This window comes from Paenibacillus sp. FSL R7-0189 (assembly GCF_037969925.1).
Classification (GTDB): domain Bacteria; phylum Bacillota; class Bacilli; order Paenibacillales; family Paenibacillaceae; genus Paenibacillus_AQ; species Paenibacillus_AQ odorifer.
The window spans coordinates 5904668-5929825 of sequence record NZ_CP150223.1; the positions used below are offsets into that span (position 1 = coordinate 5904668).

Here is a 25158-nt window from a genome sequence, read left to right on the forward strand (position 1 = left end):
CTTTCTAATAAAATCATTTTAATTCACGAAGTTAATCCTGTTATATAGAAGAAATAAAGGAACATAGAAGAAAACAAGCCACAATATTATGGCTTGTTTTCCATGTACCAATTATTTACTTCTCTCGTGATTACGTCGCCGCCATTCTTGTAAAATTGGGCTACGAACTCATCAAAGTAGGAGATCGGCTTCTCGCCATAAATGATGCTCAGATAACTCTCCGTTGCGAGTTTCTGCAGGAACACTCCGTGTTTCTCCATCCCGTCCGTTAAAGGTCCGTGGTATCGGTTTGGGATTTCGAGTCCCTGCTCGGCAATCGCCACCCCAGCCGCCGTAAGTTGAGCCGAATTTAAACCTTTAATGGCTTGTTCGATCGGCGTCGTCACTATGGCTTCCGAATTTTCAGATAATTTTCTGATTGCATCCGCATTCATATAAGGCAAGGCTGGAGCGCCACCTGTCAGCGGATAGAGCATCCAGCGCATATCCATTGAAGACCCGTCCGCAAGCGGCCACTTATCATTTGGCACGCCTTCAGTCGCGAAATTGACAGTAATGACCTTGTCGTTCATGATCACATAATCGTAACCTTCGTGAAACCCTTGTGCGAATCGGGGATCGAAGTACGGGTCATCCGGGCCGAAATTTTTGGCAAGCAACTTGTTATAATAAGCGAACCAGGCTTCCATATTCGCGAAATCCTTGCTGAACACCGTGTAGATACCGTACAACGGCTTTTGTGCCTTGCCCTTTAACCCATCCGGTCCGGCAGGAAGGGGGTAAGCCTGCCAAGCCGCTTCGGGATCGACCTTCACTGTATCGCCGAGCGGCCAGGCTCCCATCCAAAACGGGCCGAACATGACACCGGCCATTCCGTTAACCGCCAGTTCGGACGCTTGGCTCGGGTCCTGCATGCCTGCATCCCTGTCCATATAGCCCTTCGCCATCCAGGACGCCATCGTTTCCAGGTATTTCTTAGCATCCGGGTGTACGGCGCCAAAGATCAAGCTGCCCTTCTCGTCTTCATTCCAGAACAGTTTGATGTCAGACGTGCTAATCATCTGCCTAGAAAAAGCTCCGGCAATCGCATCTGTCTGCCCCATCCAGCTCCAGGGACCTTCCTTCAGCGGAACCGCTAGACCAACTTCGTCATCTTCGCCATTCCCATTAGGATCTTGTTCAGAAAATGCCTTCAGCACGTTCTCCAACTCACTTATCGTCGTAGGCGGGTTCAGCGACAGTTTCTCAAGCCAATCCTTACGGATCCACATGACCGTTCCCTCATCTCCTGCACTAAAACGGGGAAGTCCATATATCTTGCCGTCTTTGGTCACTTCTGCCATGGTATAAGCGTACTTCTCCAGCGCTTCTTTTAGCTTAGGATGAGCATACTTCTCGATGGCATCATCCAGCGGAAGCAACTTGTCGGCTTTGAGCAGATACTTCAGGATGTCTCCTTCAGCGCTAAGGGTGTCCGGCAGCTTGCCATTCACAGCCAGCGCGAGCCGAATTTTGGTATCTGCATCTTCGAACTTGCTGACAATCCAATCAAACTTCGTGACGATTCCCAGATTATCTTCCATCCAGCGGGTATGCACGTTGTCTGTAAGGCTTTCATCTGGCTTGAATGCGTTAGGCCGATTCTCGTCTACGATTCCTGTTGTGATCGTTATAGGCGGATCGTATTTAAAGTCCCATACCGGCTTCTTTTCCCCATTGGATGTACTGTTCTGTGCCGTTTTCCCTGTGCTACTTAAACAGCCGGAAACTAGCAGCACTCCGCTCAGAACTGCCCATAGAAAGATGGCCTTTCTTTTTTGCTTCTTCACCGGCCCAATCCCTCCATTCCCGATCGGTATCTGTCCCTGAATTCCTGCGGCGTCACCTGATAATAGTCACGGAATTTCCGAATAAACCAGTTGGTATTGGGATAGCCAATACTTTCACCAATATGGTAGATTTTATTATTTGTATGCTTGAGCACCTCGCAGGCTTTGAGCATACGCTGCTCGTAAATATATTGGGATACGGTAGTGCCTGTACACTGCTTAAAGATTTTTGACAGATGGTTAGGATGTACGAAGACGCGTTTGGCCAGCAAAGTAAGTGACAAGTCCTTGTCCAGCTCTTTCTGGATGTAGAGTTGCGTCTTCCGGACGATCACCTGGCTGTGGTCCTCGGTCTCCTCCCCTAGCTTATCGCGAAGTGTGCGTAGTAAGTCGAGCGCCCAGCTTTCCAGCTGCGACGCGTGCAGCATCGCTTTTCCTTTAACGAAAGCCGATTGCTCAGGAGTGAGCATTTGGGCCAGCGTCCTGCCGCTGCGATTCGCGATATACTGGAAGGCATTGGAGAGAAAGAAAAAGACATCGCGCATGAGGTAAGGCGAACCCGTATGCATTAGCGGTGACACAAACGCTCGGATCTTAGCTTCCGCCGCTTCCCATTGCTCCGTTTCCAAAAGATGTGTCAGCAGAGGCGTTTCATAGAGCTTGCGCATAAGACGCGCTTCCTCTTCATTCCGCTCGGGCACCTGCCCACCCGAAAAACCGTCACTATCTAATCGCGATTTAGCTGTCATATAACTAGCTTGCAGTCCTTCCGGGAATAGACAGTCGGTTTCCCCTACAGAAATTTCACCTTTAAGCAAACTCTGTACTTCTTGCTTTAATCGCTCTATCCGCTCAAGCACCCATTCCGGATCGGGTGGTGCTCCTGATAGGTCGTATACCAGAGCGAGCAGGTTTCCTTCATCATCCGCCGCCGACCAGCAGTCATAGCGGTCCATCAGCAATTCTTCCAGCATGTTTGTTACCGCGAACCGGATCAGTGACTGCGAATAGAGGTCTTGTCCATCGAAGGGGGAACCCAATCGGACCAGGCACATCGAGACATGACCTGGTATCGGAAGAGGGAGGTCAAACAGCTTTAACTTCTCTGCAAGCGCCTTGCTATTCAGATTTCCGCTGAGCACTTTGAGCAACAACCCTGCTTTCAGTTCTGCACTATTGTCTCGGTAGATACGGAAGCCCTGTTCGATTGATCGCTCCTGCTCAAGCTGCTTAATGATCCGGCCCATTGCCGTAAGTAGCTGCTCGTCCTTCGCGGGCTTCATCAGGTAATCGAGCGCTTGCAGCTCAATCGCTTTTCGGGCGTAATCGAAGTCCGCATAACCTGTGAGCAGCAGGCACTTCAGCCCTGGAATACGAAGCCTGGCCTGTTCGATCAGTTCCAGGCCGTTCATGCGCGGCATACGGATATCCGTCATAAGGATGTCAATGGGGAAGGTGTCTATCAGAGCAAGTGCCTCGCTCGCGCTGTAAGCCTTCCAAACGCGGGAGATACCAAGTGTCGCCCATGGAATCGTATCTGCCAGACTGTCCGCATAATGTTTCTCATCATCAACTACAAGCAGGCTATTCATTGCTCTTCCTCCTTCGTTTCGTCTTTTATCCCAAGTCTCCAAATCAGCCTCACGTTTAGCCCCCCCAGTCTGGACGGGCAAAACTCAATTTGAGCGTCTGAACCGAAGTTGCCTTGCAGTCTTTGATATACGTTCCAAAGACCGCAGCCTGCATATTCACTGGCCGGAATATGAAGCTCCATTTGCAGTTGGTCCATCCGTTCTTTATTTAATCCTTTTCCGTTATCCTCCACTTCCAAGTGCAATTGATCTTCATTGACGTAAACTCTAATTTCAACCCGGCCTGGATATTCGACGTTCTCAAGTCCATGCACGATCGCATTCTCCACGATCGGTTGGATAAGAAGCCGGGGAATTCGCAGCTCCGCCAACTCTTCAGGCAGTTCGATGCTGTAGGACAGCGTCTCATTGCGAAGCCGAAGAATCTCGAGGTGAATGCGCACGAACGCCAGTTCTTCCCCCAGGCTGACTCCTTGATTATCCATTCGCGTCGTATACCGGTAATAGTCGGCCAGATGATACGCCATGTCTATGACAGCCCGATTCTTCCCCATCTTGGTCATATTAATGATGAAACCTAAACAATTGTACAGAAAATGAGGATGGATCTGTGCTTGTAGCTGTTTTAGCGTGGCATCGCGCGCAAGGATACGCGATTGTAGGACATTCTCGATGAGATCTTGGATCTGCGTCGCCATCTCGTTAAAGTTCTGCATCAGGAACGTGAATTCATTGTTTGATTTCTTCGGCAGCCGGTAGGCGTAATCGCCTTCCTTAATCCGCTGCACCGCACGCACAAGTTGAAAGATAGGCCGATGTACGTTCCAGTACAAGGCAGACGCGGCGGTAATACAGGATAGGAGCAAAATAATCGAAGAAGCTCCAAACAATAACCGCTGTTGCTTGATAGGTCCGATAATCTGGTTAAGTGGAACAGAATCGACGAGATGCCACTCAAGAATATTGGAATAATAATAGGTAATCAGATAAGGCCTGCCGTCGAAGGAATGAATTAAAAAACTTGAATCCCGGCTATTGATCCTGTCGCCTAATTCCGCGATAATTTGGTCCATCTTGGGCCCATCTGCGGACCGGCTGGCGATGATGGCATGTCCTTCTTTGTAGAAAAACGGGTTGTCAGAGTGACCAGATTTGTAGGTATCAAGCAAATTTTCGAAGCTCCACTTGTAGAGGTTAATGCGAACGGCAACATCCAGATCGTCCGGACGGGCTGGTTTGTAACCCGTAGTGACATAAGTTCGAGTAAAACCGGAGCCAATCTCCAAATCTTCGCTGTAGCTCCACCCTAGCGAAAATCGGCTTTCAAACTCTTGAAGGTCATATTCATAGGAGGGGGAAGAAGAAATACTATCGTCTCGTTGCGGGAAATAGACGGTTACGTCATTGCGCCAGTTGCCCGATGCGCTGGCCAGCGACAGCTTCTCTTGGATCAGCAGCCTTGTTTTCATTAGGGAATAATCGCTCATGTTGAGGTTGTAAAGGTACTCCAGGACGTTCGTGTCAACGAGCATAGGTGCGGAGACTAAGTCGAACTTCTCAATGCTGGCATCCAGTTGTGCCACGAAAAGCTCCATCCGGTTCAGGCTGGCTTTGATAAGCTCCTCCTGTATGACGTTGATGCTCTTAGAGGTAGAATAATAGTACAGCGCCACAACCGGAGTTAGCAGAATCAGCAATAACACTAACATTTTCTGAAAAATATTAAATTTGATCCGCATGGGATTTCCATCCTTGTTTTGTAATTACACCTCAACCTGTATTTTACAATGGATAGAAAGCGTTTTCTATACAAATTCTTTGCGTTTCAACAAATTAAAATAACCTCATTCCCAATGAACTCTACTTAGGAATGAGGCTTCGTTAAAATTTAAAGGCATTATCAACCGTTATTTTAGGACTCCCCAAAAAGAATCTCCGCATTAAATATCTAGCGATCCTGCTATTTCCCATCAGTTTCATGCACGCTAGCGAGAAGTTTTTATCCCTTTAGGGGATTTAACGATCATGCTGATTATCAACTGTTGAGCAAAATGCACAAAACGAATTTCCCGATTACGAATGGGCTGCAAACGATCTAAACGCTTGTATTCATGATTTGGCTCTAATTTTGATGCAACAATAAGTTCAGCTGTGACCAGCGCTGTTTCAAAAGCCAAGGACAATCCGATAGCTCCGAGTGGAGAAGAACAATGTGCAGCATCACCGATTAGAATACAACCCTTATCATGCCAATTGTCCAGCATAAAAGTCTCTGATTGGATAGAAACGAACGATTTGAAATCAATGATTTTTTCAATGTCTTCTTCAAGCTCAGGAAAGGCCTTTATGAATTCAAGCTTTAATGGTTCGATGCCTTTTCTTTTTATGGTATTCCGTTGCTCTTTCTTCATTGTAAAACCTATTTGCACACAATCAGAGGAATAAGGAAGTCCTATGAAGTTACTAAAATCAGACAATGTGAAAAGGAGTTTTTGATTTAGCTTGAACTCATTAGTCGATATTTTGCACCAGATTAAATCAAAATCTTCTTTTTTATACTTAAAAGAAAAATCGCTTGTCTTCCTAACCGTGGACATCCGTCCATCCGCTCCGACTACTAAAGAAGCATGGATCTCAGTCATATGTCCATCTACTAAGGCGTTTACTCCGACTGTTCGATTTGCACTTTTAATAGTTGAAGTGACCTTAGCGTTAAAAACGAGCACAAAATTAGTATAATCCTTTGCTAGATCATAAAGAAAAGTTAACAGGACGGATTGTTTTATTTTAATTGCGTAAGGTGCCTCCGGCATTTCTTTTTCGTGATATATTTCTTATTATTCCATATTTCGGCATTAAATAATTTTATATGCTCATACTTTTCAAGACGCTGTTCCAGGTTCAGCTCTTTCACGAGCCTTACAAATCGAGGCTGGAGAACTTCTCCTCTAAACTTGCGATTAAAGCTTGTTTGACTTTCCAGTACGGTAACTCTAATTCCATTTTTGGCTAACAGCAGCCCTAGAAAGAGGCCTGAAGGTCCACCACCAACAATGCAAATCTCCGTTTCTTTAATCATTCCTATCACTCTGTGGGTAAAGAAGCAGCCCGTTCATTTTTCACTACTGGAACCCTAGCCGATAATCTAAGAAAAAGAGAGATTAAAAAACCTAATAAAAGAATAGAACCTAATATAGTAAAGGATAACGAATAATTTTCTGTTTTTAATAATTTCAAAGCTAATATCGGGCCTGTGCTAGCACCTAGGAATAGAATAAATGCATTGAATGAAATAGCAGACCCTCTTGCATTTCCCCCTAATTGACTGACGATTGAGATGATAACGGGAGTTACCAGCGCGATACCAGCCACAAATACAACGCTCATTAGGACAAGAAGTGGCAGGTTCGTGCTAAAACCTAGAGCAAGCAACCCAATTGCAGCTAAAGCTAAGCCTCCCCTTAGAACAGCGGCCATTCCAAGTTTTTGAGCAATTCTTCCGGAAAAGGGTGATAAAAGCATCCCCGCGATTCCAAATGCACGAATATAAAGGATATCCTGTGAAGAAAGTCCAAACTTAGCTGAGCTTAAATAACTTCCCAAAACAGTGTACATGCCAACTAAAGTTAATAGAAGCATAAAGGTTATCGCAAAAGCCAAAAGCAAGTGTGATTGTTTTAGCAGAAATGTCATTTGTTTAAACTTCCGCAGAACATTTTCTTTCGGTCTTAGCATTTCATCTTTAGGAAGGAACCTCATTACAATCACTGAAGTAATACCATACACAATCCCCAAAATAAAGAAAATAGCACGCCAGCCAAGAGCTTCGTTAACAATCCCACTAAAAACCTGGCCTACTATGCCTGCCATTAACAGTCCTGAGCTTATAAATCCAACGGCTGTTAGTCTTTTAAGAGGAGGGAACATTTCCCCTGCATACACTAGCGCAATAGGTGCAAATGCAGCAGCCACTAGGCCTTGCACTCCTCTAAGCATAATAAGCCCGTAAAAACTATCCACAAATCCTAGCGCAAGCGTAACTACGGTTAACCCAATAATGCTGGCTACTAAAAATACTTTACGTCCATACCTGTCTGAGAAAGGTCCATACAAAAGACAGCCCAGAGCATAACAAAGAGAAAATGAACTCCCAATCCAAGCCGCCTCACTCGGGCTAATCTGGAAGGCATGCGAAAACACTTCGGATAATGGAATTGTAATATACATGCTAGTTAGAATAACTAAACCACACCAAAATAAAATAATCGTCATTAATGAATAGTTCTTATTGTAATTCTGAACGTCTATCGTCTGATTCATAAAGTGAATATCCCCCGGTTTACTATTAATTTGCAACAGTGATGCCTTCCAAGACATGGATCAACAAATCCTTTATGTAATCCGCATCCGGAATTTTTTTATAGATGAGAATTTGAAAGTAAATGGGACCATAAAGCAGATCTAAAGTTATATCCAGGTTAATTGTTGACTTCAATTCTCCCTTATCTATGTCTGCTTGGAGTAATTGTTTGGCTTCATTTCTTTTAGTCATTAAAAACAATACGTAAAAATCTTTCGCGATTTCTTCGCTCTCTGTAACTATAGTTAAAGTGGATTTCCCGATTTTGCTATTGAGGATACGAGCTAAAGCTTCAAGCTGTTGTTTAAAGTTAACCTCAATGGATTTATTGCTATCAAATTCAAACTCTGATTCTACGGTCATTAGAAAAGCGTCCAATACAAGACGTGCTTTATTTTCCCACCATCTATAGATGGTTGTTTTACCTACTCCAGCTTGTGCTGCAATCGCCTCAATCGTTAATGATGAATAACTGTTGGATTCTAACATTTCAATGGTTGCAGTAAGAATCTCCTTTTTACTTCGAGGTTCTTTGTTTTTCCCTTTCATATTCATTTCACCTCCTAGATATTATTTATTAAAAGTATGCAATTATAGAACGATACGTATCGTTTCATTTGTTACATTATCTTATATCATTTTCATCATATTTAAAATAGCTAATTTGAGAATTATTATTTTCTGGATTTAGGCATGCGTTAGATGACTAAACATAACTTGCGCATACAAAAACTAACGCTTCGGAATGGTCCGAAGCGTTAGTTTTTGTGGATATTTGCAATTTAGGATTTGATGACTAGTTTATCAACTATAAACATAATTAAAATAATAACAACAATAATTACGATAATTATACCTACTGGTGATTCGAAAAAAATGAGCATGAAATAAAGTAATATCGTCTCCCAAAATGACCAGTCAAAATCAACCATAGGTTCCACCTTTCTGATAATCTTGGCGAAGTGATTAAACCTTCCTGTTCGTGGGACTTGTCCCGAGTGTTATGCTTGTAAGCGTTCCTATTCTATCTTATCAAGAGTCCCAGGCCACTCATTACATAAGGACGAACAATGTCCACAAGTAAATCGGTCTGATCAGCCTCCCCCTCAATTAACCAAGTAAATGCAGCGCCATAGATCGCTGAACCTGTCATTGCTGAAATGATCTTTGTATGTTGGCGGTCTGCGATATCATAATTAATCCCTTTCAAAAATATGTTTTCAATGATTTGCTGCAGCATATTTTTTACTTTCTCATCCACCAGCTTAGCAATGGATTTGGAATCCATTCTGCATTTCTGATAAAAATCAACGATGTACTGATGAGTCAACAAGATCAACTGGTTACATATTTCATCTGAAAACTCCCGTGCATTCATTACTTGTTCAGGAATCATCTGATGAAAAGACTGTTCTGTAAATTCATCGAGTAAAGCATATTTATCTTCATAATGGGCATAAAAAGTAGCCCGGTTTATCGTAGCTTTCTGTGAGATATCTTTTATTGTCATTGAATCAAATCCTTTAGTCTGTAAAAGATCTCTGAAAGCTTCTCTTATTAACTGGCGAGTCCGTAATACTCTCGGATCTTCTTGATGTACCATCTTAGTATCCCCTTTCTAAAACATCAATTATCGGAATTTGTTGTCTATGCAACTCTTTTCTTACATTGACGGTTGTAAGCATAATCTTGTCATACTATTATCTTATCAAACAGATGTTGCTTAAACAATCAGTGACTAGTTAGTCGGAAGGAATGATAATAGTGAACATAAAACAAAATAGACTTCTAATATTTGGCGCTGGCGTAATTGGCAGTTTATACGCTCTTAGATTTGCACAATCGGGGTTTGACGTCACTTTACTGGCTCGAGGAAAAAGGCTGGATGAACTTAAGCGGAAGGGTTTGAGATACAACGACAACGGTACGATAAAGCAACTATCCATTAAGACGGTCGAAAAGCTTGTAGATGATGACATCTATGATTTTATCTTTGTTCCTGTACGATATGATCAGGCAGAATCTGCCCTGTCTGCGATCAAAAATAATCAGAGCAAAACAATAATTACACTGACCAACACTATTGGTTATAATTCCTGGCTTGAAATCGTGGGTGATCGGTTACTTCCAGGATTCCCTGGTGCAGGTGGAGACATTAAAGAGGATATTTTATACGCTCAATTTGGTTCCAAAACTTATTTTGGTGAAATAAATGGACAAACGACCGAAAGAGTTAAGGAGCTTGCTTTGATATTCGAAACAGCTGAAATGCAGTATGAAATACAAAAAGATATTCAAGCATTTCATGTTTCACATGCTGCACTCGCTGCAGTCAACAAGCATTTTTATACGAATGAAGGAATGGTAGATATTGAGACAGCAATAAGCGAAAGCATTCTTAGCAAAGTAGCTACAGATATCAAACAAAATCTTTACTTGGTAGAGCAAGCTGGAATCTCTGTAATCCCGACTGAAACGAAGTCAATGGGAGAACTGATGGAAGAAGAGATTATATCCCGGTATCGGCAGATGCTGAGTGATGAGTTTATCATTGATGTTAAGTTTGGAAACCAAGCTGTCAGCAGAAAAGCAGAAATAATATTATTAGATGAAATGTTTCATGAGAAGTTTTCGATTTGATCCAAGCAAATTTTTTCCATAAAAGTTATCAAATGAGTTCACACCCCATATTACTTAATACTAAAACAATGTAATATGGAGGTGTTAGATTGCCACTGAATCAAGATCAGCAGATCTTTCAACAAAGCACAACAACTCAAAGCTGGGGAAATATCCAGGGACAGACCTTAGTTGCAGGCCAGGGTAGCTTGAGAAGAGGAATGAACTATAAGTTAGGCGCTCAGGCTATGGCACAAATCAATAATTTATTAAATAAATGGGCTGAATTAAAAATATTGGGGAGTGCCGAAGTTTCGCTTCTTCTCCAAGTACAGATACAAACGCCCCTGGATCTATTCGACGAAGCCGGGCTAGCTGGTCGACTTCAAGCCGTTCTTAAAGCGGCGGTAGCGGCTGGATTAAGCATGAATATGACAGTTAAAGAGTTATTGAATATTCTGAAGAATAAATCGTCAGGAAATGGTTTATCCGGTGAATTGATTGAGCTATTGTTAGAAGAATCAGAGCTCGAAGGTTATTTGTACGCCCAATTTGCGGTTGGTTTTATGGCGTATGCCAATTTTGTTATGCTTGGTAATTTACATAAGACAGCTACTCTGGGGGAATCTGGATTCCAATTTGTTTATGAGGCGGGAATGGGATTTATTGCGGGGGGTGGCTATAGAGGTGGCATCAATTTTAAATTCCCCGATCCTGCAAAACTGGTCAATCGTTATGGGGACCGCTTAATTGAGGGCATTGTTAATAAAGCTATTGACACACAGCAGGAACAAGCATTAATGCTCGGTACTATGCTAAGGATAGGAGTGAAATCAGCCTATGAGGTCAGTAGACAATTAAATGAAGGTACCGGGAGCAATAACGAAAAACTAGCGCAAACCGTTCTTACATTTATTGGCGGACAGTTCCAATCGTTGTTCTTCTTGACTATGAATGTGTTCTTTAAGGAAGAGATCCTTCGTTTAATTGGCCTTGCTTCTTTACCAGCTGAACAAACCTCAGAAGTCATTCAAACCCTGCAAGGTTTTAATTCTTTTCAGTTAGTGCCGGATAACCATGAAATTTTTGTTCGTTTAGACTCATTATCAGCATTAATTCAAAACGAGCAGCTTAAGAAGGAGTTTGTCAGAAGTATTTCTGCTTTGTGGGTATCAGCTTTGTTGCTCCCCCTTGCAGTGCAAGCGGCAGATAAAGCAACCATGCCTACTTTTACGGCACAATTGTCTTACCAACCTCCTCCCGCTGTCAAAAGTGCAATTAATACAGATTTGAACCGTCCGTCTGACACAAATTTGAACCAGGGGGATCTTCTATCATTTCTACTTGATAAACCTTTGACGCTTACCATACAACATGTAGATAGCGTTCGGGAGATAGCAGCAATTCTCAAACCTGCCGTTTCAGGAACGGCCCAAGATGCAATGAAGTTCTTATTTAGTCCCTCATTTCCTTCGACTACAGGGGAAAACTCTTTTAGATCAACACTTGGAGCCATAAATCAAGCTTTCGATCATTACGTGGATACGGAAATAAGTGCTAGAAAAACTGCAATCTCGAACACTTTGGCTGGCGAGGAAGAGATTAAGATTCTATTTGAGCAAGCCCTGATTCCCTGCATACAACTGACTTCTGATGTTCTAATTCCAGAGATCGTTAATGGATTTAAAAATTTTGACATAAAAACTATGCAAGAAGTATTATCCAGCGTATTACTCACAATGCTTGGAAGAAGCGTTATTCATGTCATGGACGGAATTCAGACTTCAGTTAATAAACAAATCGAGGGTCTTCTTCGCGAAGCTGCTGGTCAGGCTGCAAATGTTCTTGGACCACTTGGAGCTCAAGATATTTTAAAGAAACCGTTGGAGGCAGCTGTTAAAATTATTGCGGAAATGGTAGCGCCTTTGACACCTGAAGTACAAGAACAACTTTTTGAGAATGCTCTAAACATATTTACTCCAATAAAAGGTAACGCCGTGGACTTCGCCAACCATTTGCAAAGCGATCCGATGTGGATGCCTCAAATGGCTGAAATAGAAGCAATAGCCAAAATTTTGATAAATCATTTAACTGATCATATGATTCAATTCGCTCTAAAACTGATTCCAGCGTTGTTTCAAGCCTTGATCGATGAGCTCCTGGCCATAATCGAACACTGGCTAAATGTAATAGCCAAGATATTAAATACTATTACCGATTTCATAACTAAGTTAATGCAAGAAAAATTAATGAAAGAACTGATTGAACCTGTAATGGAAATCGCTGAAAAAGCCGCTGACGTATTAACGTTTAACATTTTTTCTCTAATCGGTGCCGGTAAAGTAAAAGATGAATTTTTCAAAGGGTTAAGAGGAGCAGTCGAAGCTATAATTCAAGAAGCAATCATCCCTCCTGTTGTTATGACAGTGAAAGAAATCAAGTTCAATCCTCGTAAGCTCGTGGATCTTTGCCGAGACGTTTCCGACTTTACTTTTACTAAATTTTCTGAGATTTTTAACGATTATATTTTTGGGGAGATCCAGAATCAACTTGAAAAAGGTTTAAATATGAAAAATTTCAAATTGGATATTAAAGTGCCCGTTTCTTTTTCGATTGACTTACCATGGCCTTTAGGGTCACAATCCTTATCTCATACGTTTAGACTTACAGATGTCCTCATTCCGTCATCAATCGTTTTAGACATTGTAATGAATTTAATACGTAACAATCTAAAATTAGGAGGAACATCGGAGTATCTTTTCCAAATGGTTTTAACAACTATCGATAATTTCAAAAAAGTAGATCAATATAAATTGGATATGGCAGAAGCTTTGAAAAAGTATAGTAATTAAAGGAATATCTTTTAATTTTTCAACTTCGAAATGCTGCCTAATTGAAACCTTCTTCGCATTGTTGTATCTTTCAAACTAGCACCATCTATCGGACATAGATGACGCTAAATGCAGTATTATTGCACTTTTGGTAGGCTAACGGTCTTCATAGCCACTATTTGCATGAAATATACCACATATGAACCTCTTTATAAGCAATAGCGTCACTGGAGTCCGAAATGTTGTTCACAAGGCTGAAAATCAGAAAATAGTGTCATCTGAGTCCGAAACCCTCAGAGGCTCAGATAACGATGACACTGTTGAAGCTGGCGGCTACCAATAAACTAAAAGCAGCAAAAAACTAAGAGCAGCGAATCTCTCTTCATTAAGAGAATCGCTGCTCTTCAGTTTTTTACGATGCGACAGTCTGTTTTACTCAAGTGGAGAACGTAGTTTTCACTGTAGCCCCATTGGACTATTCATCCATATGAAATTTGACAGGTAACCTTAGCAATCGCCTGCCTCTGCCTATTGGATCAGCTCAAGAAGTTCTGCAACATTCGCCTTGTACTGTGGCTTGAAATCATCTGATTTCATATAACCCGCAAGACTGAATAAGAACTGTCTGCCTTCCGGCGTATCGCTAACCTTATCAGCATCCAATGCGCATATCAGCAGGTTGCCTGCTCCTACACTGCATTCCACTAGGAAACTCAGCTTATGATTGCGTTCAAAATTATCGATAGTCTGCACAACGGGATTCCAATCGCGGTCAGCTGCATCCATGATGAGCGATTTCGAATTCTCAACAATACTCCACCAGGGATAGGTAGAATATTCCTCGCTCGGGAACTCACGAAGCACCGGGTGCTTGTTATCAATCAACAGCCCCATAGTACCAATGGGTACTGGCCGGTTCATGCTCTCTGAGATCGAGCGGAACATTGGATAACACCAGAAATCTGTGCAGTAATAACCTTCAACGGCATTTTGGAGAGATTCCGGTTTCGGCATAAGCAGCACATTCTCACCTTGCTCCAGCAATGCAAGCGCATCATCAGACAGCTTGTCGAAGACATGGACACCTTCCAGCATGTTGCCACTCTTCACTGGATAAATCCACAGGTTGTAACTCTTACGGATATCTGTTCCCTGTATGGAGAGGGACAATACGATAGTACTCATACGGTCAACTTCTGGTAGTTTTATTGCCAGATCGCAGATATCGATATAATTCGTTCCTGCAGGTACGTCCACCTCGGTTGAACCTGCGGCGAGAATACCATTATCCGCGGTAAGCTCCCAATGCAATTCAAATGCACTCGGCATACCACTGCGGAAACAGCTCAGTTCAACATGGGCATCGAACGATTCACCAGAGACATAGTTATACTTAGGGAATCTTGCCAACAGAACGGCATCATTACAAAAAGTTCGCCAGTCCTCAGGACTTATCACTCCTTTGGAATCCATAAAGGCGTCGAGGACACCCACCAGCGCCGTTCCCTGGCCACTGAAATCCTGCAAATCAAGCAGTTGGAAGCCCGCAAGCCGCCGGGAGCGGAATGCCGCCTCAAGTTCCTCTTTGTAGCAAGCTACTGCCAGTTGCCCCGAGGATTCAAAATATTTGGCGGCCAAATGACCCAACCCTTTACTTTCCAGTCGTTCACGGAAAATTTTGAAATTCTCAGCTTTGAGCGGACCGTTGTATTTATCGATTTCCTCATAATTAGGATAGGTAGCATACTGTCCGATCTCATGCGAGATTACCGGAATGTGCGGTATCCATTCTGCGGAAGCGTCTCCAGCCTTCACCGTCTTGGCTTCCGTACCATACTGGATCTGAATCTCTCCGCCAGCGGCAGCTTCCATCCCCTCTCCGTTGAAGAAATCCTGAGGGACGATCTGATCGTCATAGTCTTTCATCGTGCCTGGCAGATCGATCTGGACATGACCTAATGGAGCATCACACATCGCATAGGAACCTCTGAACAGCCGATCTCTGGAGAAGCGCACGCCGCTGAAGAAATCGTCATGTTCCAGAATTTCTGGCACCCATTGGTGGTTATTGGACCCCTGTGTATAGAGAATCCGGTTATCAAATGCTTTATAGTCCTTTAGGAAAGAATCAATCTTGGCTTTGCTGCCCCATAGCTCGTTGCCAAGCGACATCATCACGAAGGAGGGGTGATTGCCAAAAGCCTGAAGTATGGCATAGCCTTCGCTGATCAGATAGTCCTGCTCCGCCTGATTATGGCCCTCGTCGGTTTCTTCTGTGATTGTTCCCCAGAATGGAAGCTCTGGTTGCATGTAGATACCGAGCATATCCGCTGCGGTGAAAGCAGCTTCCGGCGGACAGCAGGTATGAAAGCGATAATGATTGATGCCGTAAGACTTGGAGATGCCCAGGATTCTTACCCATTCCTCGACGTCAGTCGGGGCATAACCGGTTAGCGGGAAGATCAGGCCGTCATGTTTGCCGCGGAGGAAGGTTTTTTCTCCGTTGATTGTAAACTTATCGCCCTCTGCCCGGAATTCCTTCAATCCAAAAACGAGCTCCTGTCGGTCCGTTATATATCCATCGCTGTCTTTCAAAACAAGGTTTATGTTATAAAGATTGGGAGCGCCTTCACTCCAGAGCAGCGCGTCTTGACCAAGCTCATAGTTGACGGAAAAACTACCCGGTGAGACTGGGTACTCCCTCTCGTCCACAGCATGTGTATTGTCGCTGTTGAAGCTCTGAGCAGACACTGTAAGTATAGATTCGTTCCTGCTGTCCAAGGTTGCCGTGATTCGGACTGAGCGTGCTGAGAGATCCGGATCGAGCCGGATGCCGCTGAGCCGTGACTCACCATAGAACTGAAGCTCCATACGTCCGGTAATCCCATTCCAGTTGGTCTGGGTATCCTGCGACGTTAAATGTCCACCTTTGGTTGGGTAACCCGTATTGTCCACACGGATGGTGAGCGTATGATTCCCAGGTTGAAGCTGCGGCAACTCGTATATATGTGGGGTGTTCAGACTGTTACGGCTGCCTATTTCCTGATTGTCCAGCCATAGAGTCGTCAGCCTCGTGCGTTCCAAATATAGGAAGCAGACTTTGCCGGCTAGTTCTTCCGGAATGACGACCTCTTTTGAAAACCAGACTTGCCCTTCAAACAAATACTCATCCGTTAATGCGCTTACTAAAACATCATCGTTCTTCGAACCTTTGCGTGCGTAGGACGTTGTTCCCGGCAGTGTGATAACATCTGTAAAAGGCAATGCCAGTCCTTGATTTCCCTCATCCAATTGCAACTTCCATTCGCCTTCCAGGCTGATCTTTGTCTGCAAAATATCACTCCTAATAATGATAATCTCTGAACTCCTGAGGTGTAGTGCCGGTTGTTTTCTTAAAAAGGAAGGCAAAATAAGCCGCGGTTTGAAAGCCCACTTGCTCGGCAACCTCGTAGACCTTAATATTGGGGTCACGAAGTAGTTCCTTGGCTTTGTTCATACGCGCTTCCTGCACGAAGTCGGAAATCGTCCGGCCCATTTCTTTCTTGAAGAGAACACTTAAATAGCTGTGATTCAAGTGAAACTGCTCAGCAAGCTGCTTTACAGTCATGTTCTCATGCAGATGCTCCTCCAATTGGCGGGCGACCCGCTGGATAAGGTTATGCTGCTGAGCGACCTGCTCTCTTTGATTAAGCTTAGCATATTGCGCCAAATATTCCAGTACGACCTTCCTGACTTCATCTACGCCTGTACAGTCGATCAACCGCTGCCACATGAGGATGTTCAACTCTGTATCCTTCTCATGTATACGCTTCAGTTTTCTGGCTAGTTCGCTAAGCAAACCCATTCCGAAAGCCTGCACATAGGAAAAGGACACAGGCTCTCGCGCAAGTAACACTTCGAAAGCATGATTGAAATAAGCGGAAGCTTTATCGCTCTCTCCTCTGTCCAGTAGCTTAACGATTTCCGGAATGTATTCTTCACGCAAGCGGAAATCATGATATTCGTTCATCAAGTTCCGGTCGAAATAGAGGATTTGTCCGTAGCCGGCCAGTCTGGCACCGGCCATCATATGCCTTACTTCCTTATACAGCAACGGTATTTCCGTCCAGAACAAACACTCTCTGCTGATTCCGACCGAGACGGAGGCTTTATACTGCTCTCTTAGGATGTCTTGGATAAACGCAAGCTGCTTCTCAAGTCTTGCCCGCACCAATGGCGTTGCGTTCAGCACAATGACGGCAAGTTCATCCGCTCCTGTCTTCCCTATATAGGTACCGGAGAAGCCAGATAGACCAGTCTTAACGCAGTTCAATAGCCCTTCGCTAAGCAGGATCCGATCCTTGGCATCATGCGGATTATCTAGGAACCTGCGGTCATATCCGAACAGGAATAATGTTGCCTGCCATTCCCCAATAGGCAGATCCAGCAGGCGCCGCCAGGATTCGAGCAGCTCATCACTGTGGATCCAGCCTTCGACCATATCTTTGACGAAACGTTCCTGCAGCACCTCATAGCTCTCTGTAACTTTCTCCCTAAGTACAGTGGTTTCCTGTTCAATCTGTTTTTTCTTCTCAACTACTTCTCTGAACGCAGCCAGTTTCATTTCGAGTTCTTCCGTCTTGATGGGCTTCAGAACGTAAGCTTTAGCTCCCAGATGTATAGCCTCCTGCACAAATTCAAACTCGTCATATCCACTGATCATCACAGTCTGTAAAGACTGGAGTAACGGATAATCCGCTCTGCATCTTGCGAGCAGTTCGATCCCTGTCATACCGGGCATCGAGACGTCAGCGATCAGCACATCCACAGGAGTTTCTCCTAGGATTGTTAGTGCTTCTTCACCAGATAATGCAGTTAACGGTTCCTCATACCCCAGAGCTTTCCAGCCAATATGACGAAGAAGCCCTTGAATCTGCATAGGCTCGTCGTCGACAATTAATGCCCGCATTAAGCTCCATCCCCCTTTTTTATCTCAGGACTTTCCTTGCAAACAGGGATATCAATGGTTACACAAGTCCATTCGTCTTCTACACTGTCAATCTCAAAGCGGCCCTCTGTGCCAAAATACAAGGCAAGACGTTCACGGATATTGTTCATCCCGAATCCGTTTTGCGTACCCGTGTGGCTGCCGGCACGGATCTGTTCCAGCTTCTCACTGCCAATCCCTTTTCCATTATCAAAAATCTGAAACTGCACCGTATTCTCCACTCGTTTGATCGTAATTTGTATAAAAGCATGAGTTCTAGTTGTGATGCCCCCGTGCAGATAACAGTTCTCGACCGTAGGCTGTAGGATCAGCTTAATGCTGTACAAGTCAAGAACGTCAGGCTCTACCAGCCACTCTACGGATACCTGACCGGGATAACGCAGCTGCTGAATTTCGATATACGCCTTAAGATGCTCAATTTCGTCACGGATCAGCGTCACATTAACCCGGTTATTGAGTGCCAGCCGATAGAATGTCGTCAGCGCATCTATGGTTCGGATTTGCAATTCGTCCTGCTGATCTAATGCCCGCCAACGGATCAGACTTAGCGAATTATAAATGAAATGAGGGTTAATCTGTGCCTGCAACGCCCTGAATGATTGCTCCCGCTCTTTGAGCATGGCCTCTGTATGTTCTTCGACCAGTTTTCTCAAACGGCCAGACATGGAATTGAACAATACCTCAAGCTCACCCAGCTCATCGTTGTCACGGTTTCTCACTGTAACTTCGAAATAGCCCTGTGAGATATCTGTCATTCGGGTGCCCAGCTTGCGGATCCGCCAAATCACATTTTTAAGTACAATCATGATTAGAAAGATGGACAACAGCAGGAAAAATGCAATACCTGCTCCGATATAGTACATAATCCGCGTAGACTGCTCCTCCAGTCTGTCAAGATGCACAAGCGCGGCAACCGTCCAGCCAGACTTAATCTCCTGAGTGATCAGCATCATCCCGCTTTTTGTAGCCGATGTTTCCAACGAGTTATTCCAGTACTGACCTAAGGAGGATGAGGATAACCAGCTGCCAATTTCAGAGGGCTCCGAGGATGCAATAATTCGTTCGTTGTCGTCAACAATATACAATTCTCCGGCCCCTTCAAAAGGATGCTCGAACGATTCCATGAAGACACCGTTATAGTTCAGTAACAGGTACACAATCCCGTAAACATCTCCATATGCGTTCAGAATTTTATGGGATACTACTAGCTTAGTCCTGTCGTCCGCTGCATTAGTCCATACCAGATTGTCTGTTGTGCGAAGCATTTTCGTATACCATTCCCGCTCTCGAATTCCCGAAAGGCTCCGTTTTTCCGGCTTCCACAGAAGCCCTCCATCTTGCACTAGTGTATCGTTGGTATGATAGATCCGGAAATTCTCAATACCTGGCAAGTATTTACTGGTGAGCAGGAAGGAACGGTCCACATAATTGACCGTACCCAATTGTTCATCGATATCCGCATAGTCCCTGGCTAATCTAGAGATCAGCTCACCATCCGTAGCCGTCCGGGTAGCCAGCAGATCATAGCTTTGCTTCCTGAATTCAATACTCTGCGCACTTTGCCGAACGGCTTCCCTGATCGTCAGCATATAATTGGCCCGCACCGTATGTAGCATCATGTACCCTGCACCTGCAGCCAGCAGTACGGTGGGGAGAAATACAATTAGTCCGTAGAATAATACAATCTTACTCCTCAGGTTCATAGAACGGGTCATACGGATGATCCATTTCTCTATTTGTTGTTTAATCATAGATTCCCCCCATGAAGTGCAAAGGGAGCCCCCTCCAAGTGAGAGGTGCTCCATTAATTTTTTTATCGTTTAAGATCCGTGACTGAAAGAGCATCACGGTTGTCTATTGCAAGGCGGTTACTTCCTCCTTGTACGTATCCAGCCACTCCTGCTTGACTTCACTCCAGTGCCCACGCTTCTCTAGTGCTGCTTGGAAATCGCTCCAATTCTTCTCGAATTGCCCCTCGTCTTTGGCCATTAAAAGCTTGGCTCGATATTCCTTGCGGATATTTTCGATCTCCGGTGAATATTTCTCCCATGCGCCGCCCTGTTTCATCTGGAATAGATCATAAGGCTCTGCCACGCGGATCGTTCCCATTTTGCCGATAGCTTCTGTGAACTTAATTGTCTTAGCAGCTCCGGCTTTTCCTGCATCCTCTGTGTTCCACCATGGGTACCATTCATTGCTGTAAGAGGCAGTCATGTAAAGCTCCGGGGTGACTTTAGCTTTTTGTGCGGTGTCTCCGGAATTGCGGCTCGTCTTGTAGGTTTCGTCTGTGAATTTCCATTTGCCCAACGGTTGATCAATCCAATCCCAGTATAATCCCGCCGGTCCTTCATTAATGACCTGCTGCTGCTCGGGTTTTGGCTGCAAGGTATAATCGAAGAATTTCAGAATAGCTTCCAGATTTTTAGTTTTTTCACTAACATAGACATCATAGCCTGGATTCGGATTGGTAACCTGGTTAATTCCGACTTTCTCTACACCATCCACTTTAGGAAAAGGGATCGCTTCGTAAAACCACCCTGGCTCTGTTGGGCCGTCCAATGTCTCCCAGGCTGAGGCAGGAATGTTCCAGAAGCTGCCGACATTGAAGGCAATACGACCCGATTTGTTCTTTTCTGTATACTGTTCTCTTTTGCTGGTGACGACCTCTGGATCGATCAACTTCTCCTGGTACATCTTGTTCATCCATTGATAAGCTGCTTTATAATTGGGATCGTCGTAAGCGAATACAAAATCATCGCCGCGTTTGTCAACGCCATTACCTGCTGTAGTCACCCCGAATGCTGTCAAAATCGCGTTTTCATCGCTCCAGCCCAGATTATCACTAGTGTCCATCAGGAATGATAGAGGAATAAGCGATTTGCCGGAAGCATCCTTCTCTTCTGCAGCTTTCCGAAGGAAGGTCTCAACTCCTTCTAACGTTGCTAAGTCCTCTTTGGTCATACCTGTTTTCTCCAGCACATCACTTCTGACAATCCAGGCTTGAGATGCCCAGCCTGGCCACGGATCTTCCGGGTTTTGGTCAAACCAGGTAGGAATGGACCAGATATGACCCTCATTATCCTTCATAAGTTCCAGATACTGCTTTGGAATAGACGCCAGTCCTGGATATTTGTCAGGCATGTCGAAATACTGCTCTAGCGGCATAAGCTGTTTCGACCGGTTCATCGCGCTTTTGACCGTTTCGTTTCGGCTGAAGATAGCTGCATCTTCAAAGCCGCCTGTGTTTATCTTCAAATTAAGTGCAGTCATTGCGTCGCCTTGAGTGGTTTCCAGCTTCACATTTACTCCAGGCTCCTGTTCACGCCAATATTTCTGGACCAAACTATCATTATTGATGGTTGCCGTCCATCCAAGCCAGAGATTAAAGGAAGTCGAGCCACTGGCGGGCTGGTTACTTGACGTTTCATTGTCGCTTCCAGGCTTGTTCGCAGTATTCCCACCTGATCCGGAGCATCCGGCAATAGACATCAGTAAGGTTGCTGCAGCCAAAGCGGCTAGACCCGTTTTTTTGAATATCATTGATTTTTCCCCCTGTTCTATTATTGAAAATCAACCTTTTACTGACCCTACAAGAACTCCTTTCACAAAATATTTCTGCAGGAACGGATACACGCACAGGATGGGGATTGCACTCACCATAACGACTGCCATCTTAATCGACATCAGTGTAATGTTCTGCATTTGTGAGCTTCTCGCCAAAGCCTCTTGATTGGTATTCGAGCCAAGGACAGCGGATAAATCCTGTGCAGCGAGCAATTGCTGCAGGAAGGTCTGCACCGGAATCAGGTTCTGCTTCGTGACGAAGAAAGCACCGGCGAACCAGTCATTCCAGTGTCCCACTGCGGTAAACAATCCAAGTGCGGCAAGCATAGGTTGAGAGAGTGGAATAATAATCTGAATCAGAGTACGAACAGGACCGGCTCCATCTAGTTCAGCGGATTCTACCAGAGCTTCAGGGATTCCCTGTATAAACTTCAGCATGACAAACATGTTCCAGACCGAGAACAGCCCGGGGAAAATATACACCCAGAACGTGTTGATAAGCCCGAGATTATTAAGTTGAATATAGAAAGGAACCAGTCCTCCACTGAATAACATGGTTAAAAGAACATAGCCTAGTATCGTGCTTCTTAATGGAAGACCGCGGTAGGACAAGCCAAAGGCCACCAGAAGTGTGACGATAAGTCCTGCAAATGTGCCAATGACTGTCCTAGCGATTGTAATTAGATAAGACTGGCGGATAATCTCATTTCCTAATACAATCTCATAATTAATTAATGTGAAATTCTTGGGCCATAGATACACGCCACCTTTGGCCGCACTTGCACCGTCATTCAGTGAGATAGCCAGCATGTACAGGAATGGATATAGTACAGACAAGCACAGACCGGCCAGTACTATGACGATGACGTATTGAGCTATTTTTTCACCTCTGCTGAGCTTCATATACCATCACCATAATCCTTCACCATTTATTTTTCTGGATAACTGATTAGTCGAAACAACCAATATCAAACTGATCACTGAGGATAACAATCCCACTGCGGTCGCCATCCCAAAATATCCCTGCTGCAATCCGTTGCGGATGATATACGTATCCAGTACATCCGCGACCCCTTGATTAGCAGAATTCATCAGCGGATAAATCTGATCCATCCCTACTGAAATCAGGCTTGGGATACTCAGAATTAGCACAATCGATATTGTCGGTAGAATACCCGGGAAGGTGATATGCCGAATCTGGGCTAGCTTTCCTGCACCCTCTACTTTGGCGGATTCATACAATTGCGGATCAATCGTTGTGATCGCAGCCAAATAGAGAATCGTGTTCCAGCCGGTCTCTTTCCACAAGCCGCTTAATATAACCATGGGCCGGAACCACTCCGTGGAACCTAGAAAAAATACAGGATCACCGCCTGCTTTCTCGATGAACTGATTGACCAGCCCACCATCCAAAGTCAGAAAAGACTGCAGGATGTAAGCGACTACAATCCATGAGAAAAAATGTGGCAAATAGCTGACCGATTGCACGAATCGCTTAAATACAGGCCGGGTTACCTCGTTAATCACCAGTGCCAGTAGAATCGGTGCCGGGAATCCGAAGATGAACTTAAGCACAGATATATATAACGTATTTTTGACGACAGTTAAAAACTGGGGATCTTGCAGGAAAGAAAAGTTGTCTAATCCCACCCATGTGCTGTTCCAGATCGAGGTGCCAATCTGAAAGTCGCGGAAGGCGACCTGAATCCCTGCCATCGGAATATAGCTGAACAGAAATAGCAACAGCACTCCCGGAAGAATCATTAAATATTGCCATCGGTACTTGTAGAACTTAGCGTACAATTTACATCCCTCCTTGATATTTCTATCATAAGGTGCAGCGGGAACCCTGCCTATATAACAGTGATTGGTTATCTATTGCTCTGATTGGATATTTAAAGCGCTTACGTTGATATACAAGCTCCGCGCGCACGCAAATAAACGCAGCCTTAAACGGCTGCGTTACATTTTTTATGACGAAAGCTAAATATTGAAATTCAAATTAATATTATTGTTAATGTATGGCTTTATGCCCTGCCGGTTGAGATGCCTTGGAATAGCGGTTCTCAGGCAATGGAATACCGAGATTTCCACGCAGGGTGCTACTTTCGTATTCAGTGCGGAACAGACCCCGCTCTTGCAGAATCGGCACTACCCGATCGACGAATTCCTCCAGTCCGTTAGGAACAGCAGCTGCGATCATAAATCCGTCTGCTCCTCCACCCTCAAACCAGGTTTGAATCTGATCCGCCACTTGCTCAGGTGTGCCAATAAAGCTGCTGCGCGGGGTAGCGGATTGTAAGGCGACCTGTCTTAGTGTTAAGCCTCTCTCCTTCGCGTCCTTTTTGATTTTATCCGTGCCGCTCTGAAAACTATTGCGCCCCAACTCGCCAAGCTCAGGGAACGGTGCATCCAGCGGATATTGCGAGAAATCATGATGCTCGAAGAATCTGCCCAAATAGTTCAGTGCATTCTCAATCGTCACGAGACCAGCAACCTCCTGATATTTGCGCTCTGCTTCCTCTGGTGTGTCGCCAATGATTGGTGCAATGCCAGGAAAGATCAGCACCTCATTCGGATCCCGGTCAAATGAAGCTACCCGTGTCTTAACATCGCTATAGAATGCCTGGGCATCTTCTAGCGTTTCGTGGCCAGTGAAGATAGCATCCGCTTCCTTTGAGGCGTAATTTTTACCAACTTCTGAGGAACCTGCCTGAAACACGACTGGCTGCCCCTGCTTCGAACGAGCAATATTGAGCGGTCCCTTCACGGAGAAGAACTCACCTTGATGGTCCAGGGTATGCATTTTTTGCGGATCAAAGAATACACCTGATTCCTTGTCTCGGACAAACGCATCATCTTCCCAGGAATCCCATAATCCGCGCGTCACCTGCAAATATTCGGTAGCAATGCGGTAGCGCTTGCCATGGTCAGGATGCTCTTTTTTGCTGTAATTAGAGGCAGAGCCTTCCAGCGGTGAAGTCACCACATTCCAGCCGGCCCGGCCTCCGCTGATTACATCCAGTGAGCCGAATTGACGCGCGACAGTAAACGGTTCACTGTAGGAGGTGGACAGGGTACCAACCAGACCGATGTTGGTGCTGACGGCGGCGAGTGCGCTAAGGATGGTCAGCGGCTCAAACCGGTTAAGGAAATGCGGAATGGACTTTTCATTAATGTACAAACCGTCTGCGATGAAGATCAGATCCAGCTTGCCTTCTTCTGCCTTCTGTACCCACGCTTTGTATAATTCAAAGTTTACACTTGCATCCGGCTTAGCATCAGAATGGCGCCACATCGACGTGCTGCCTCCTACTCCATGCAGCAGTGCGCCTAGCTTCAGTTGTTTTGGTTTGGTCATGTTCATTCCTCCTAA

17 protein-coding genes are annotated in these 25158 nt (G+C 44.7%); 2 read left to right on the forward strand and 15 right to left on the reverse strand.

Annotated elements, in window-relative coordinates; genetic code table 11:
* Positions 1 to 86 precede the first annotated feature (86 nt).
* From MKY63_RS25840 to MKY63_RS25875, 8 genes are all read right to left on the reverse strand, one after another.
* A complete protein-coding gene (locus MKY63_RS25840; protein WP_339810302.1) occupies positions 87 to 1829 on the reverse strand; it encodes a hypothetical protein in 1743 nt (580 codons plus the stop codon).
* Entirely contained in the window at positions 1826 to 3502 is a 1677-nt protein-coding gene (locus tag MKY63_RS25845; protein WP_339810305.1) for a response regulator, read from the reverse strand. Before MKY63_RS25845 ends, MKY63_RS25840 begins: the two co-directional genes overlap by 4 nt.
* Positions 3418 to 5160, reverse strand: coding sequence for a histidine kinase (locus tag MKY63_RS25850; protein ID WP_076274514.1), 1743 nt, complete (start codon positions 5158 to 5160; stop codon positions 3418 to 3420). Before MKY63_RS25850 ends, MKY63_RS25845 begins: the two co-directional genes overlap by 85 nt.
* 246 nt (positions 5161 to 5406) lie before the next feature.
* Positions 5407 to 6234 carry an FAD-dependent monooxygenase gene (locus MKY63_RS25855; protein WP_076274513.1) on the reverse strand — a complete coding sequence of 276 codons (828 nt, stop codon included), beginning with the start codon at positions 6232 to 6234 and terminating at the stop codon, positions 5407 to 5409.
* Entirely contained in the window at positions 6204 to 6500 is a 297-nt protein-coding gene (locus MKY63_RS25860; protein ID WP_076274512.1) for an FAD-dependent monooxygenase, read from the reverse strand. Before MKY63_RS25860 ends, MKY63_RS25855 begins: the two co-directional genes overlap by 31 nt.
* A gap of 5 nt (positions 6501 to 6505) precedes the next feature.
* Positions 6506 to 7693, reverse strand: a complete 1188-nt coding sequence (locus MKY63_RS25865) for an MFS transporter (protein WP_339810312.1) — start codon at positions 7691 to 7693, stop codon at positions 6506 to 6508.
* A 73-nt stretch (positions 7694 to 7766) separates the two neighbouring features.
* Complete coding sequence (locus MKY63_RS25870) at positions 7767 to 8330, reverse strand: TetR/AcrR family transcriptional regulator (RefSeq protein ID WP_036677216.1); 564 nt, start codon at positions 8328 to 8330, stop codon at positions 7767 to 7769.
* A 475-nt stretch (positions 8331 to 8805) separates the two neighbouring features.
* Positions 8806 to 9384 carry a TetR/AcrR family transcriptional regulator gene (locus MKY63_RS25875; RefSeq protein ID WP_076274511.1) on the reverse strand — a complete coding sequence of 193 codons (579 nt, stop codon included), beginning with the start codon at positions 9382 to 9384 and terminating at the stop codon, positions 8806 to 8808.
* A 161-nt stretch (positions 9385 to 9545) separates the two neighbouring features.
* Here MKY63_RS25875 and MKY63_RS25880 point away from each other — a divergent pair, with 161 nt between their 5' ends.
* Both MKY63_RS25880 and MKY63_RS25885 read left to right on the forward strand, forming a co-directional pair.
* The gene (locus MKY63_RS25880) at positions 9546 to 10421 is read left to right on the forward strand and encodes a 2-dehydropantoate 2-reductase N-terminal domain-containing protein (protein WP_076099199.1); all 876 of its coding nucleotides are present in this window, start codon (positions 9546 to 9548) and stop codon (positions 10419 to 10421) included.
* A gap of 89 nt (positions 10422 to 10510) precedes the next feature.
* Positions 10511 to 13252 (forward strand): hypothetical protein, encoded by a 2742-nt coding sequence (locus MKY63_RS25885; RefSeq protein WP_339810315.1) that lies wholly within the window; start codon positions 10511 to 10513, stop codon positions 13250 to 13252.
* 507 nt (positions 13253 to 13759) lie between these two features.
* Here the strand turns inward: MKY63_RS25885 and MKY63_RS25890 are convergent.
* The 7 genes from MKY63_RS25890 to MKY63_RS25920 all read right to left on the reverse strand — a co-directional run bounded on the left by MKY63_RS25890 (position 13760) and on the right by MKY63_RS25920 (position 25143).
* Positions 13760 to 16564 (reverse strand): glycoside hydrolase family 2 TIM barrel-domain containing protein, encoded by a 2805-nt coding sequence (locus MKY63_RS25890; RefSeq protein WP_339279306.1) that lies wholly within the window; start codon positions 16562 to 16564, stop codon positions 13760 to 13762.
* A 10-nt stretch (positions 16565 to 16574) separates the two neighbouring features.
* Positions 16575 to 18179, reverse strand: coding sequence for a helix-turn-helix domain-containing protein (locus tag MKY63_RS25895; RefSeq protein ID WP_076274508.1), 1605 nt, complete (start codon positions 18177 to 18179; stop codon positions 16575 to 16577).
* Positions 18179 to 19969: a sensor histidine kinase gene (locus MKY63_RS25900; protein WP_076274507.1), complete on the reverse strand. Its 1791-nt coding sequence runs from the start codon at positions 19967 to 19969 to the stop codon at positions 18179 to 18181. The genes MKY63_RS25895 and MKY63_RS25900 overlap by 1 nt, the downstream gene beginning before the upstream one ends.
* A gap of 103 nt (positions 19970 to 20072) precedes the next feature.
* Positions 20073 to 21758, reverse strand: a complete 1686-nt coding sequence (locus tag MKY63_RS25905; RefSeq protein WP_076184637.1) for a hypothetical protein — start codon at positions 21756 to 21758, stop codon at positions 20073 to 20075.
* A 30-nt stretch (positions 21759 to 21788) separates the two neighbouring features.
* On the reverse strand, positions 21789 to 22685 hold the full coding sequence (locus MKY63_RS25910) for a carbohydrate ABC transporter permease (protein WP_076218970.1): 897 nt from the start codon (positions 22683 to 22685) through the stop codon (positions 21789 to 21791).
* 6 nt (positions 22686 to 22691) lie between these two features.
* Entirely contained in the window at positions 22692 to 23585 is an 894-nt protein-coding gene (locus tag MKY63_RS25915; protein WP_081383282.1) for an ABC transporter permease subunit, read from the reverse strand.
* A 211-nt stretch (positions 23586 to 23796) separates the two neighbouring features.
* Positions 23797 to 25143 (reverse strand): LLM class flavin-dependent oxidoreductase, encoded by a 1347-nt coding sequence (locus MKY63_RS25920; protein WP_036677270.1) that lies wholly within the window; start codon positions 25141 to 25143, stop codon positions 23797 to 23799.
* Positions 25144 to 25158: the final 15 nt, after the last annotated feature.

What these genes read in the sequence shown, in the direction of transcription:
- MKY63_RS25850 (WP_076274514.1), bottom strand. Translation starts at nt 5,160, where the DNA reads ATGCGGATCAAATTTAATATTTTTCAGAAAATGTTAGTGTTATTGCTG.
- MKY63_RS25895 (WP_076274508.1), bottom strand. Translation starts at nt 18,179, where the DNA reads ATGCGGGCATTAATTGTCGACGACGAGCCTATGCAGATTCAAGGGCTT.
- MKY63_RS25920 (WP_036677270.1), bottom strand. Translation starts at nt 25,143, where the DNA reads ATGACCAAACCAAAACAACTGAAGCTAGGCGCACTGCTGCATGGAGTA.
- MKY63_RS25860 (WP_076274512.1), bottom strand. Translation starts at nt 6,500, where the DNA reads ATGATTAAAGAAACGGAGATTTGCATTGTTGGTGGTGGACCTTCAGGC.
- MKY63_RS25875 (WP_076274511.1), bottom strand. Translation starts at nt 9,384, where the DNA reads ATGGTACATCAAGAAGATCCGAGAGTATTACGGACTCGCCAGTTAATA.
- MKY63_RS25905 (WP_076184637.1), bottom strand. Translation starts at nt 21,758, where the DNA reads ATGATATTCAAAAAAACGGGTCTAGCCGCTTTGGCTGCAGCAACCTTA.
- MKY63_RS25900 (WP_076274507.1), bottom strand. Translation starts at nt 19,969, where the DNA reads ATGATTAAACAACAAATAGAGAAATGGATCATCCGTATGACCCGTTCT.
- MKY63_RS25870 (WP_036677216.1), bottom strand. Translation starts at nt 8,330, where the DNA reads ATGAAAGGGAAAAACAAAGAACCTCGAAGTAAAAAGGAGATTCTTACT.
- MKY63_RS25865 (WP_339810312.1), bottom strand. Translation starts at nt 7,693, where the DNA reads ATGACGATTATTTTATTTTGGTGTGGTTTAGTTATTCTAACTAGCATG.
- MKY63_RS25855 (WP_076274513.1), bottom strand. Translation starts at nt 6,234, where the DNA reads ATGCCGGAGGCACCTTACGCAATTAAAATAAAACAATCCGTCCTGTTA.
- MKY63_RS25910 (WP_076218970.1), bottom strand. Translation starts at nt 22,685, where the DNA reads ATGAAGCTCAGCAGAGGTGAAAAAATAGCTCAATACGTCATCGTCATA.